Source organism: Shewanella sp. SNU WT4 (genome assembly GCF_006494715.1).
Classification (GTDB): domain Bacteria; phylum Pseudomonadota; class Gammaproteobacteria; order Enterobacterales; family Shewanellaceae; genus Shewanella.
This window is the reverse complement of sequence record NZ_CP041151.1, coordinates 2,248,146-2,261,450: the sequence shown is the minus strand read 5'-3', so window position 1 is coordinate 2,261,450 and position 13,305 is coordinate 2,248,146. Positions and strand designations below refer to the sequence as shown.

The following is a 13,305-nucleotide window of genomic DNA, read 5'->3' as shown; positions in this document are numbered from 1 at the left end:
AGCTTATATAGGGTTAGCCAGTAAATAAGCTATTAGCAACTAGAAGAAATTAATCAGATCGTTGAATCCAATAACTCAATCAAATTCTTACATAGAAATGACCAATCACACTCCAAGATTACACTCGGATATTAATCACACTACCTATGGCTTCATCATCAGTTTCTATGACTTCAGCGGATGCCGCCGCTTGATTTTCAGCTTGTGACGCTTTAGTCAGAGCAGACACTGTATCTGCGGTTTGCCGAGATTCAGCACTTGAAAGGTTAGCGGTATTATTAGTCGCCGAACTCGAATTACTGGCCGATGTGGATGAGCTGGTTGGATTAGATGTTGGCGAGCTAGGTTCAGGTTTTGCTACATCGACAGTCGCTTGAGTTAATCCAGACTGAGCACTTTGTAAGCCAGAGACACCCGACTGTGTAGCAGATGGAATTTGCATAACCGCTCCTTGGCTGTTGGATAAACACTAGGTACAACTTAACTTCAGTATGACAATTTTTTTTAACGCGACAAGCCGTAGCTAATACCATTTGCGTCTAAAGGCATTCATCCATAAATATTTCTACGTTGTCCTCAGCCGTTTGGCGCTGCAGTTGCTCTTTCATAACCACTTTTTAGACCGCGTAAAATGGTTGAATAGCCTCAATATCACGCCTCGCTCACACTAGTTTTTGACGCAACAACCAAAAATGCCATTGATTTTAAGTGCTAATACTAAGCTACCACTATCGACATATGCGTTTCATAAGAATCTGACTACACTCAATTTATAGCGGGAGGCCACAGGCACTTGTAAACCTATTGCGATAAGGATATCCACAATGACTAACGTTAGTTTTTTGAAGAAAAATCTGCTTAGCTGTTTAGTCCTTTCAATGTTTACCCTTAGCCCGACGATTCAGGCTGAGCCCGTGGCGGGTTCTCACCTCAAAGTATTTATACCAAGCTTGCCTTATATCTATATTTCCCATGCCATTAATAGCGCATTAATACGCCCAGCTAATAACGACCAAGGTTGGGAATATGATATGGCCACCAGCCATCAACAAATTGATGATCTTACCTATGAGTTTACTTTGCGCCGTGGCGTTAAATTTCAAGATGGCACGCCATTTAATGCCGACGCTGTGATCAGCAATGTGAACTACTTTTTGAAGAAACCATTTTTGTTCACCAAGATTGATAAAGTCTTAAAAAGCGCTGAGAAGGTGGATGATTTCACCGTGCGCTTTTATTTGAATGAAAAATACGGTCAATTTTTAAATGATGTTATTTGGCTACAATTTTATACCGATGCTTATTTACAAAAGTTTGGCTGGAATGGCAAACAAACCTGTCCGAATTTAGCGGAGGCAGGCCCCTATGGACTCGGCCCTTACGTATTAACAGAAGGGTTTGTAGAAGGTGATAGGCAAACGCCTCAGGTCGTATTAAAAGCGAATCCTAACTATTGGAATCCTGAGTACCCAAAAATTGAAACTGTGACGGTTTACACTGAACTGGACAACAAAAAAGCGTTGCAGATGGCTTTAGATAATAACGATAAACTCGATATTATGCCGATCCCATTTTCAGCCAAGGGCGATGTGCACAACTCTCCCTTTGTGAAGCTAGTTTCTGCCCCGTCGACCAATAACATTGCCATACATTTTAATCTGATTAATGGTAATCCTAAGTTATTGCAAAAAGAGGTACGAGTCGCCCTTAATAAAGCCATAGACCAACAGAAATTACTCGATAAATACTACGAAGGTGAAGGGGTTACTAAGCCTACCTTGGCATCCCCCTATTTCCCTGGGGTTAAAGATGTAGTAACAGAACTTAAGCCATATTCAGAGGTGATGCCGCCCGAGAGCATCCGAGAGCAACTCACTGAAACGCTTAACGGCATTAAACTTAAGGTCTTAACTCAAGATAGATTCATGTTCTTATGGAAAGGTGTTTCTCGGGATTTACGTAAGGTAGGGGTTGAGCTCGACTTTGAAATTACCAGCAGTGAAAAAGTGGTTTTTGAGCAACTACTGTCTACCCGTACCGGTAACAATACCCAAGCATGGGATTTACTAGTATGGGGCGATGATGATTGGTATTTCAACCACCCTTGGTCGGCGTTTTTGGTATATCGCACCCATAACAATTGGAGCACCATCTTCCCCGACCCTAAGCTTGATGGCTATATCGACGATATGTTTAAAGCGAGCATTAATACCCCTGAATTTACTGATGTTTCCAAAAATATTATGCATCACGTTTACGACAACGCTTACATGCTATTCGTCCCCGCGCCGAATAACGTCTTTGCAGTAAATAGACATGTTGAATATTCGCCTTACAAGATGGCAAGCATCCCTTTATGGGAAATTGAATTGTCGTCTCAGCATTGGTCGATTAAGTAGCTAAGTAAGCGCTAATCAAGGGAGATATGCCGTGAAAAACTTATCATTACGAACCAAGTTATTGCTTATCTTCTTGCTTATCGGCTTAGCGCCCTTAGGGATCATTGCAACCTTGGCATTGCAAAACTCTACCGCGTCACTGACCACCCAAGCTTTTGCTCAACTGCTTAGCATGCGAGAAGTGAAGAAGAATCAGATAGATTCTTACTTTGAGCGCGTCGTCAATGACATAACATTACTGGCTGGCAGTGAAGATGTACGCAAAATTAATCGCTTGCTAACCTTGTATGCCATTGATGAAGAAATAGGCCCACAAGATAACTTCAATATAGATACTTATGAGTACCAAGAGATTTGGCAAGAAAATGGAGCTAACTTACTAAATTACGTCAATATTTTTGGTTATGCTGATGTCTATATTATCAGTAAGGATGTTGGCCATGTGATCTACTCTGCTAAATCAGCCAGTGATCTCGGTATTAACCTCTCACTTGAAAGCAACCAAACCAATCCGTTAAGCACTCTTTGGCGTAAAGTGATTGAGCAAGATAGCATTCAATTTCAAGATTTTATGCCATATAGCCCGTTAGAGAATCGCCCAGTGGCTTTTATGGGGGCGCCCGTTAAAGACTTAGAGGGCACGATTCAGGCCGTAGTCGTGATTCAAATATCTATTGATGCCATTAACAATATTATGCTGCAGCGTAATGGCATGGGCGCCACAGGTGAAACTTACTTGGTTGGCCCCGACTTCTTAATGCGTTCAGACTCATTTCCAGATCCAGAGCGGCGCAGTGTCATCAATTCATTCGCCAATCCAGCAACGGGTAGTGTTAACACGGTAGCAAGTAACGCTGGGTTACAAAAGCAAACCGACTCTAAGGTAATCTTTGACTACAACAATAACAAAGTATTGTCCGCTTATACCTGGGTTCAGGTCGGCGATTTAGTATGGGCATTAGTGGCAGAAATTGACGCTGCTGAAGCATTTGCCCCAGTATCAAGACTAAGTAACATTGTATGGTTAACCTTAGGATTATCGACCGCTATCATTTTACTGCTCGCGTTGAGTTTTTCCCTGTCATTGACTCGACCCGTGATCCGATTGTCAAACTCACTCCAACAAGTGGCAGACGATGGTAATTACTCAATACGTATACCAGTGGACAGTAAAGATGAAATTGGTCAATGTGCGTCAGCATTTAACCGCTTAATCTCATCCAGTGAAACTGCTGTCACTGAAATCACTAAAGTAATGGAGAAACTGGCTAAAGGTGACTTTAGTCATCGCATTGAAGCTGATTTTAAAGGTGACTTATTATCGATAAAAGTCGCCACTAACTCATCACTGGTTAATGTCCAGAAACTGGAAAATGAGCGCAAAATAATAGAAAAAAACGCGCAGCAGGTCAGTGAAGAAAATGCCAGAGTCAGACAGGCACTTGATAACGTCTCAACCAACACCTTAATTGCTGATAATGAATACAAGATTATCTACATCAACCATGCGGCTAATAAGATGCTAAAAGACGTCGAAGAAGACATTAGTCGTCACATTACCAACTTTCGCTCTACCGCCATCATTGGCCAGTCAATCGATATGTTCCACCAGCATCCTGCCCACCAACGCCAATTATTGGATAAGCTCACCACAGGCCATTACAGCGAAATAAAAATGGCCAATAAGCATTTCGGCTTAGCGGCTAATCCTATCTTAGATAATAAGGGTAACCGTTTAGGCATAGTCGTGGAACTGACAGATAGAACCGCAGAATTAGCCATAGAGAAAGAAATCGACAACGTCATAGAATACGCAGCCAAAGGCGACTTCTCACGGCGCCTAACCTTAGAAGATAAAGCAGGCTTCTTCCTCAACCTCTCCAGTGGCTTAAATACCCTCACCACCACTATTGAAGATGCACTCGCAGACATGCAACGCATCTTGGGGGCTATGGCGCGCGGTGACTTAACGGCTAGAATCACCCAAAACTATCAAGGTCGATTAAGCATATTAAAAGAAGATACCAATAGTACCATTGAGAAGTTAACCCAAGTCATACGCGATATTCGTGTTAATGCCCAAACCATTTCTTTCTCATCCAATGAAATCACCGCCGGTAACCGTGATTTAAGTAAACGCACTGAATCCCAAGCCAGCTCATTGCAAGCCACGGCGGCTAGCATGGATGAAATGACAGCGACGGTTAAACACAGTGCTGAAAATGCCATGGTAGCCAATGCCCTCAGTGCCGAAGCGAGTGCTAAGGCCCAAGTTGGCGGCGATGTGGTTAATCGCAGTATTGCCGCGATGAATGAAATCACCAATGCCAGCGATAAGATTGCTGACATCATTAGCGTGATAGATGCAATTGCATTCCAAACCAATCTCCTTGCGCTCAATGCAGCCGTTGAAGCCGCGAGAGCGGGTGAACAAGGTCGCGGCTTTGCCGTGGTCGCCAGCGAAGTAAGAAACCTAGCACAACGTTCTGCCAGCGCAGCCAAAGAAATCAAAGGTTTGATTAGAAACAGTAATAGCAAAGTTGCCAGCGGCGCCGCCTTGGTCACAGAAACCGGCAGCACCTTAAAAGAGATAGTTTTAATGGTCGAACAAGTGCGCGAGAAAATGAGCGACATCAGCATAGCGGCGCAGCAGCAAAGCATAGGCATTGAACAAGTGAATGCCTCCATTTGCCGCATGGATGATATGACCCAACAAAACGCCGCGCTAGTGCAAGAAGGAACCACTGCCAGTGAAACCTTACTGTCTCAGGCGGAAGATTTGACGCAAATGGTCGAGTTTTTCTTACTCAATGAACACACGGAACCGAACAGAAGCCGTCGATAACTAGGGGGAAATGTGAGCGCTCATTCTGGTTCACCCGACGGATTATCAGCGGCTATTGTCGTGAGCACCAATCGAACAAAAATGAATATAAAAACGTGATTATGCATATTTAAAAGTATAACCCCCGAGATTTTTGAGACCGTTATGCAATACGGTGAATATTTATGATAAAACGAGCCGATGACAAAAAAGATCAGATTTACAATAACTTGACTAGACTATTCTTAAGTCATAAGTACGAATGTAGCTGTGCCATGATGTTATAGATTAGATATTCATTGAATAAGCGAGATGCTGTTATGCAGTGATGCAGTGATGCAGTGATGCAGTGAGACCCGAGGTTAACATCGACTTAATAGCAACCACTAATCAAGCCACTTTCTATTCACACCAACTAACTAAAAATAATTGAGTCCCATGTCACTGTACGATTGATAACTAAGTGACAGCCCAAGCCAAAGGAGTGGCAGATTGAATATATCCTTACGCACTAAATTGTTGATCCTGCTACTCGTCATCGGCTTAGTTCCTCTTGGTATCACGGCTTTTCTGTCATTACAGAACTCAACCAACGCCTTAACCGCACAAGTGTTTGCGCAATTGGTCAGTATGCGTGAAATCAAAAAACAGCAAGTGGGTGACTATGTTGAACGCGCCATGAGTGATATTCAACTGCTGGCGGGGAGTGAAGATGTTCATAACATCAATAAGCAGCTTAATCTCTATGGCGCCGAGCAAGCCATTAAGGCGAGTGAACCATTCGCCATCGATAGCGCTGAATATCAGGACCTGTGGCAACAGCACGGCAGCAATCTGCTCAATTACGTCAAAGTGTATGGCTATAGCGATATTTACATTATTAGTAATACCGCAGGTCATGTCATATACACAGCCAATAAACTAACCGACCTTGGCCAAAATCTATCCGTTGATAAAAACGTCAACAATCCGCTTCGTCTGATTTGGCAACAAGTGATGAAAACAGGTCGCGTCACGTTTCAAGACTTTAGGCCCTATAGTATCAACAATAATCAACCAGCGGCCTTTCTCGGGGCACCCGTCACAAATGCAGATGGCAGCATTCAAGCTGTCGTTGTCATCCAAATTTCCTTGCCAGCCATTAATCAGATTATGCGCCAACGCAATGGCATGGGTACTAGCGGTGAAACTTATTTAGTCGGGCCAGATTACTTAATGCGATCTGACTCGTTGCTGGAGCCCCAAAAGCGTAGCGTCATCGCCTCCTTTGCCAATCCCCAAACCGCCTCAGTAAAAACCGAGGCCTCTATTGCCGCATTGCAACAGCAAACGGACACTAAGCTCATTCACGATTACACCGGAACTGAAGTTCTTACCGCCTATACTTGGGTGCAAGTGGGCGATGTCGTATGGGCATTGATTGCTGAAATCAATGCCGAAGAAGCGTTTGCGGCTGTCAATCGCTTAAGTCAGTTAGTGTGGCTGATTTTTGGCTGCTCTACTCTCGTTATCATATTGATAGCCTCGACCGTTACCCGCGCAGTGACTCAACCTGTCATGCGTTTATCTAACGCCCTTAAAAAGGTCGCCTCGGAAGGCAACTATGCCGTGCGTCTTGATGTCACCAGTCAAGATGAAATCGGCCAATGCGCTAAAGACTTTAACCTGTTAATTGCCACCAGTGAAACGGCGGTCTCTGAGATATCGCAAGTGATGGCGAAACTCGCCCAAGGCGATTTTAACCATAGAATTGAGGCTGACTTTAAAGGCGATTTACTCTTAATCAAACAAGCCACCAATAAGTCACTGGATAATATTCAGCACAATGAGAAAGAACGCAGGTTAATGGCGGCGGAGGCTAAAATCGTCAGTGAAGAGAATGCGCGGGTAAGGCAAGCTTTAGATAACGTATCGACTAACACCATCATTACCGATAACGAATACAAGATTATTTATGTCAATCGCGCGGCGGCGAAAGTGATTAAAGAGACTGCTGCGGGGCTCCAAAACCCTAACTTTAATCCCAACGCGATTATCGGTTGCTCTATGGATATCTTTCATCAAGATCCACAGCATCAGCGCAGAGTGCTCAATGGTCTCTCTGGTAATCACTATTTTGAGTTTGCCATGAGTAATAAATATTTTGGCCTCAACGTGAACCCTATTATTGACGATGAAGGTGATCGCCTCGGAATAGTCGGCGAACTGACCGATAGAACCGCCGAAATTGCCATAGAAAAAGAGATAGGTGGTGTCATGGAGGCCGCGGCTAAAGGGGATTTCTCCCGCCGGTTAACTTTAGAGAGTAAACAAGGATTTTTCCTCAACTTATCCAATGGCTTGAACCAACTGACCATGACAGTTGAAGATGCATTAGCCGATATTCAGCGCATTCTGGCAGCCATGGCGGGTGGCGACCTCTCGGTCAGAGTCACCCAAGATTATCAAGGACGGCTTAAAAATCTGAAAGATGATGCTAATCGCACCATAGATAAGCTCACGCAAGTCATTAAACAAATTAGAACGTCAGCACAAACTATCTCTTATTCAACCAATGAAATCGCCACCGGCAATCGCGATTTAAGTCGCCGCACCGAAGCCCAAGCGCGTTCATTAAAATCAACCGCGGCCAGCATGGGCAAAATCACCACCACGGTCAAATTTAGCGCCGATAATGCCATGGTCGCCAATAGCTTTAGTTTAGAAGCCAGCACTAAAGCGCAATCTGGTGGTGAAGTGGTGACTCGCAGCATTACTGCTATGAACTCAATCACAGAGGCCAGCGATAAAATTGCCGACATCATTAGCGTGATTGATGAAATCACCTTCCAAACCAATTTATTAGCCTTAAATGCGGCCGTAGAAGCCGCCAGAGCCGGCGAACAAGGCCGCGGATTTGCGGTTGTCGCCGGTGAAGTAAGAAACCTAGCTCAGCGCTCTGCCAGCGCGGCTAAAGAAATTAAGCTGTTAATTCGTAATAGTAATGACAAGGTGGTCACTGGCGCGCAATTAGTCGGTGAAACGGGCAGCACCTTACAAGAGATTGTTGAAACCGTGTCCCTAGTGCAAGAAAGCATGAATGAAATTAGCGTCGGCGCGCAGCAGCAAAGCCTAGACATAGAGCAAGTTAATAATGCGATTGCCAAAATGGATGAGATGACGCAGCAAAATGCTGGGCTGGTGGCGCAAGCTGCCATTGCCAGTGAAACCTTGCTCACTCAAGCCGAAGACATGACTAAATTGCTGGAATTCTTCTTACTTAATAATCAAAAGATGCGCGGTTAATTAGGACATTAAGACTCAACAATAAAGCCCCTAGATTTGGGGCTTTATTGTTGAGGTTATTTCCGCGAGTGGGTTGCATAAAAGCCATACACTCAGCGCGTATTCAGGGTGTCATTAGCTGCGTTAACAGGCTTAATTAAGCATTTAGTGATGCATAGTAACCATTAACGGTTAAATGCACCCACGCGTTAATCTTGTGCATTAATTATTGGACACACTGTCCTTGTTACTTTCAGGCTTATCGCCACCGGCGACTGTCGCAATGGCATCACTTTTATCTGTAGTTGTCGCGCTATTGTCTATATCAGAAGTATTGTCCGCAGGGATATTTGTATCAGCACGCGCAGCATCAATATTAGTGTCATCAAGATTAGTCGCTTCGGTTTGAGCGGCTTGCTTAGCTAAGGTGCGCTTTAACAATTGTGAATAGATAGGCTGGCCACCTAGGAACTGCGCCATCATAGTCGCGCCAAGGCAAGTAATGATGAGAGGTAAAATCAAATCATAATTTTCAGTCAGTTCAATCACCAACAAAATACCAGTTATGGGCGCGCGCACTGTGGCTGCAAATAAGGCGCCCATGCCCGCAATCGCAAACATGCCAGCTTCCAGCGCTAAGGATGGAAACCAATGTTGGCATAATAAGCCAAACAAGGTACCAAGTAAGGTGCCAAGGGCTAACATAGGCGCAAATACGCCGCCTGGCGCGCCTGAGCTAAAACACATTAAGGTAGTCACTAATCGTATGGCAAATAATGCCATTAACGCCCCTAAGGCATAATTGCCATGGGCAGCAGCAGGAATGAGCTCTACGCCTTCACCGGTAATATCTGGGACTAATAACAGCATTAAACCAAAGAAGGCACCCAGGCTTGCCCCTAAAATAAGAAAGCGCCGCTGCTCATGTTTATGCCAGCGCTCAAAACTATCCATAATCGATACCACTAGATAGTTAAACAGCACGCCAAAAGCACCAAAGACTAATCCCAATAGCAAAAATAACACTAAGGATAATAAGGGCGGCGCATCGTACGTCGGCAAGCTAATCATGGCCTCTTGTCCTTGCAGACTGCGATACACTATGGTCGCCATTACCGCTGAGATCATGACAGCTTTAACTGATACCAAGTTGTATCTAAACTGTGGCCGCATTTCTTCAATCACAAACATAATGCCCGCTAACGGCGCATTAAAGGCCGCCGCCAAGCCACCCGCCGCGCCTGAGGCCACCAAGGTGTGACGCCCTTCATCATCTTTGAGCCGAAAAATATCGTAGAACATGCGCCCAACCGCGCCACCCATTTGTACCGACGGGCCTTCACGGCCAAGCACTAAGCCCGCACTAATAGTCCCTATGCCACCAAAAAATTTCACAGGGATAACCCGCCACCAGCGCACTGGCCGCATGTTATCGAGCGCGCCTTCAATTTCCGGAATGCCTGAGCCAGATGCTTCTGGCGCAAAGCGATGCACTAACCAAAAACCAAACATACTTAACAGTGCACTGGAGACTAATACCGCCACACCGATAGTGACATCGGAAATCACACCGGTTTGCTGTGAAAGCATTTCACGGCGAAAATCAGCAATCCAATCAATACAGATATCAAATAAGGTCGATAACAAGCCAGCGCCAATACCGACGAGAGCTGATAGCAACAAGATGATGATGGGGCTTTTATGACTGGCGATAAATCGCCGAACAACTCGGGTCGGTTGCTGTCTGAATTTGATATTTGGTTCCAATTGAGTGGCCTTGTTGCACGGGTTGGCAATGGTACAACTATAGCATTGGCGCCCTGCCTCGCTTGATTAAAAACGCTTAATTTATAAGATGATGGCACAGCTAAACTCATGAGGCACCCCCTCCTTTGTGCCTTCGCTGCTACCGCGCTAAAGCGATGCTACATCACAGCTAAGTCGCTGCTAAACCTAAAGTAACTCAAGGCCAATGCGCGCAAAACCTGTGCAAGCTAAGTGGCCTCAGGTACACTCTTTCAATCAGCTTCAACGGATGAAGAGTACATGAGTCAACCGACCCTACGCAGTATTTTTAAGCCCAACGCCATTGCCATTATTGGGGCGTCAAATCGCACCCAAAGCGCAGGCTATTTAGTGATTAAGAATTTATTGGCCAATAACTTTCATGGCCCTGTGATGCCAGTCACCCCAAATGCCACCGCAGTACACGGCATTCTAGCTTATCCCAATATCACGGATTTACCTATCATCCCTGATCTCGCCATAGTCTGCACCCGTGGTAGCCGCGTATTTCAACTGATTGAAACCTTAGCGCAAATAGGCTGTAAGGCGGCCATTATCATGGCAAGCGACATAGGCCATGAGAGTTATGACCACAGCGGCAAGCCTAGTGATAACGAAGATAACGGCGATAACACCAATCAAACCAATGCCTCTATTGCCGATATTGTGAATGTAGCTAAACGCTACAACATGCGCATTTTAGGCCCCAATAGCTTAGGGATTATTCTGCCCTACCTAGGTCTTAATGCCAGCGTTGCCCACGCGCAGGCCAATAAAGGCAACATAGCTTTTGTGTCGCAATCATCCGCCATAGGTACCACAGTTTTAGACTGGGCTAATCATAAGAACATCGGCTTTAGTGCGTTTATCTCATTAGGGGATACATGTGATATTGATGTAGGCGAATTACTGGATTACTTAGCCCGCGATTCCGCTACCCATGCTGTGATGCTGTATATAGATTCAGTCAAAAATAAACAGCGCTTTATATCCGCTGCCAGAGCCTGCGCTAAACATAAACCTATCTTAGTGATTAAATCAGGGCGCAGCGTTGAAGGCGCAGCCGCCGCAAGACGCCACACCGGCGGACCGATTGGTTATGACATTGTCTATGACGCCGTGTTTCGCCGCGCCGGTATGCTAAGGGTCTTGGACTTACCTGAGTTATTTGCCGCCGTTGAAAGCTTAATTCACCCAAATAGATTGCGCGGCGAGCGTTTAGCCATTATCAGTAATGGCGGTGGCCCTGCGATTTTGGCGCTCGATAGCTTAATTTTACGCGGCGGTAAGCCCGCGGAATTAAGTGATGAATGCATCAATCAACTGAATGCGATTTTACCGGCAAATTGGTCGCGCCATAATCCCATCGATATTGGCGGCGATGCCGATGCCAAGCGCTATATCAATACCCTAAGGGTAATGCTTGATTTACAACTGGCTGATGCCATTTTGCTCCTGCACTCGCCTTCGGCCTTAAACCAAAGCACTGAGATAGCCAATGCGGTGGTGAGCTTGCTGGCAAGTCACCCCAATAGCCATAAAGTCAGTATTTTAACTAATTGGTCAGGGGAAGATGCCGCCTTTCAAGCCCGTAAGATTTTCACTAAAGCAGGCATTCCCACCTATCGCACTCCAGAAGGCGCGGTTGGTTCATTAATGCATTTGGTGGAATTTAGGCGTAACCAAAAGTTGCTGCAAGAAGTGCCGCAATCCATTCCTGAAAACATTCCAACCCGCATTCAAGATGCTAGAGACATCATCACCGCCGCGCAGCAAGCGGGCAAACTTAACCTAGAAACCCATGATGCCACTGGCATATTAGCGGCCTACGGTATAGATACCATTACTACCTTAGCGGCCAGTGATGTCGATATGGCCTGCCAACATGCGCAAACCATCGGTTTTCCGGTAGCCCTAAAAATTCAATCGCCGCAAATCATGTATAAATCTGATGTGCAAGGCGTCATGCTAAACCTTAATTCCAGCGATGAAGTGCGCCAAGCGGCAGACGCCATGCAAGCGCGTGTAAAAGCCATAGACAGTAATGCCAATATTGATGGGCTGTTAGTGCAAAAAATGGCGCTCACCGCGGGCGCGCAAGAACTGCGCTTAGCTGTGATTACCGACCCCATTTTTGGCCCTGCTATTTGTCTTGGTGAAGGTGGCTCAGAATGGTCACCCACCCGCGATGCCACTGTCGCTTTGCCGCCACTGAATATGGCATTAGCGAGATACATGGTCATTCAGGCATTAAAGACCAATAAGCTGCGCGATAGGCACTTACCGCTCGGGTTAGATAGGCAAGCATTATGTGTATTGCTCACCAAAATCTCGCTTTTGATCATTGATTGCCCGCAAATTGAATCCCTTGATCTCAATCCCGTGTTAGCGGCTGGCAAACAGATCACCGCCTTAGATGTGTTAATCAAGCTCTATCCACAAGCAAACACCCCAATAGAGCCCCTAGCCATTCAGCCATATCCAAAAGAATTAGAGCAATGGCACACCTTAAAAAATGGCCGGCGCGTGATGTTACGGCCGATATTGCCAGAAGATGAACCTAAGCATTTAATCTTTGATAATTCCTTGTCGGCAGAAGATAGATATAAGCGCTATTTTGGCGTACGCGCCGCCATGACCCATGAAGAAATGGCCGTATTTACCCAAATTGATTACGCCCGCGAAATGGCCTTTATCGCCATAGATACCGACGAGCATGGGGAGGAAATTACCTTAGGTGCGGTGCGAGCCTCCATCGACCCTGATAATACCGATGCCGAATTTGCCATGGCAGTGCGCAGTGATTATCAAGGCTTAGGCATAGGCCGCTTATTGCTAGAAAAGTTAATTGTGTTTTTCACTAATAAGCAAACCAAGAGTATCAGCGGCTATACCATGATAGAAAATCGCAACATGGCTAACCTCGCCAAAAGTTTAGGCTTTAGCGTGACCTTTGATTTAGAAGACAGGCTCATTCATATGCATAAGCCACTGAGTGATTAGTGGCTTATATTGTTGCGTCAATAATTGAGC

6 protein-coding genes are annotated in these 13,305 nt (G+C 45.4%); 4 read left to right on the top strand and 2 right to left on the bottom strand.

Annotated elements, in window-relative coordinates; translation table 11 throughout:
• Positions 1–118: 118 nt before the first annotated feature.
• On the bottom strand, positions 119–442 hold the full coding sequence (locus FJQ87_RS10145) for a chemotaxis protein (protein ID WP_140932533.1): 324 nt from the start codon (positions 440–442) through the stop codon (positions 119–121).
• Between the two features lie 382 nt (positions 443–824).
• On the opposite strand from FJQ87_RS10145, the gene FJQ87_RS10140 reads away from it, so the two are divergent.
• The 3 genes from FJQ87_RS10140 to FJQ87_RS10130 all read left to right on the top strand — a co-directional run bounded on the left by FJQ87_RS10140 (position 825) and on the right by FJQ87_RS10130 (position 8,508).
• Positions 825–2,399: an ABC transporter substrate-binding protein gene (locus FJQ87_RS10140; protein WP_140932532.1), complete on the top strand. Its 1,575-nt coding sequence runs from the start codon at positions 825–827 to the stop codon at positions 2,397–2,399.
• 31 nt (positions 2,400–2,430) lie between these two features.
• Positions 2,431–5,244 (top strand): methyl-accepting chemotaxis protein, encoded by a 2,814-nt coding sequence (locus FJQ87_RS10135; protein WP_140932531.1) that lies wholly within the window; start codon positions 2,431–2,433, stop codon positions 5,242–5,244.
• A gap of 471 nt (positions 5,245–5,715) precedes the next feature.
• The gene (locus FJQ87_RS10130; protein ID WP_140932530.1) at positions 5,716–8,508 is read left to right on the top strand and encodes a methyl-accepting chemotaxis protein; all 2,793 of its coding nucleotides are present in this window, start codon (positions 5,716–5,718) and stop codon (positions 8,506–8,508) included.
• A gap of 201 nt (positions 8,509–8,709) precedes the next feature.
• Here FJQ87_RS10130 and clcA read toward each other — a convergent pair whose 3' ends face one another.
• On the bottom strand, positions 8,710–10,254 hold the full coding sequence (gene clcA, locus FJQ87_RS10125) for a H(+)/Cl(-) exchange transporter ClcA (RefSeq protein ID WP_140932529.1): 1,545 nt from the start codon (positions 10,252–10,254) through the stop codon (positions 8,710–8,712).
• 279 nt (positions 10,255–10,533) lie between these two features.
• Here clcA and FJQ87_RS10120 point away from each other — a divergent pair, with 279 nt between their 5' ends.
• Positions 10,534–13,275 (top strand): bifunctional acetate--CoA ligase family protein/GNAT family N-acetyltransferase, encoded by a 2,742-nt coding sequence (locus FJQ87_RS10120; RefSeq protein WP_140932528.1) that lies wholly within the window; start codon positions 10,534–10,536, stop codon positions 13,273–13,275.
• The last annotated feature ends 30 nt before the right edge of the window (positions 13,276–13,305 follow it).